This is a genomic window from Paratractidigestivibacter sp., assembly GCF_052362415.1.
Taxonomy (GTDB): Bacteria; Actinomycetota; Coriobacteriia; order Coriobacteriales; family Atopobiaceae; genus Paratractidigestivibacter.
The window spans coordinates 704-1163 of record NZ_DAWEMK010000140.1 but is presented as its reverse complement, the minus strand read 5'-3'; the positions used below and the strand labels follow the sequence as shown (position 1 = coordinate 1163).

Below are 460 nucleotides of genomic sequence, written 5' to 3'. Positions count from 1 at the left end.
TCTTCGCGCGCGGCCACAGGCCGGCTCCCTTGGCGTTGATGGCCTTGACGAAGGTCTTGTCGTCTGCCGCGGCGGACGCGAAGAGCTTGAACTTGGAGTTCGCGAAGATCGGCGTGACGTCGTGGAGCTCCATGCCGTAGCGGGTGTCCGGCTTGTCGGAGCCGTAGGTGTCCATCGCGTCCCAGTACTGGATGCGGCGCAGCGGGAGCTGCATCTGGACGTCCATCTTGCCGAGCGCCTCGGACAGAACGGTCTCGATGCAGCCCATGACGTCGTCCTGATCGACGAAGGACATCTCGACGTCGACCTGGGTGAACTCGGGCTGGCGATCGGCGCGCAGGTCCTCGTCGCGGAAGCACTTGGCGACCTGGTAGTAGCGCTCGACGCCGCCGATCATGAGCAGCTGCTTCAGGAGCTGCGGGGACTGCGGCAGGGCGTAGAAGTGGCCCGGCTGCATGCG

General features: G+C 65.7%; 1 pseudogene. It reads right to left on the bottom strand.

What is annotated here, in order from left to right:
- Positions 1-460 (bottom strand): annotated as a pseudogene (locus tag ACT84W_RS09900) (amino acid--tRNA ligase-related protein); the annotation flags it as partial.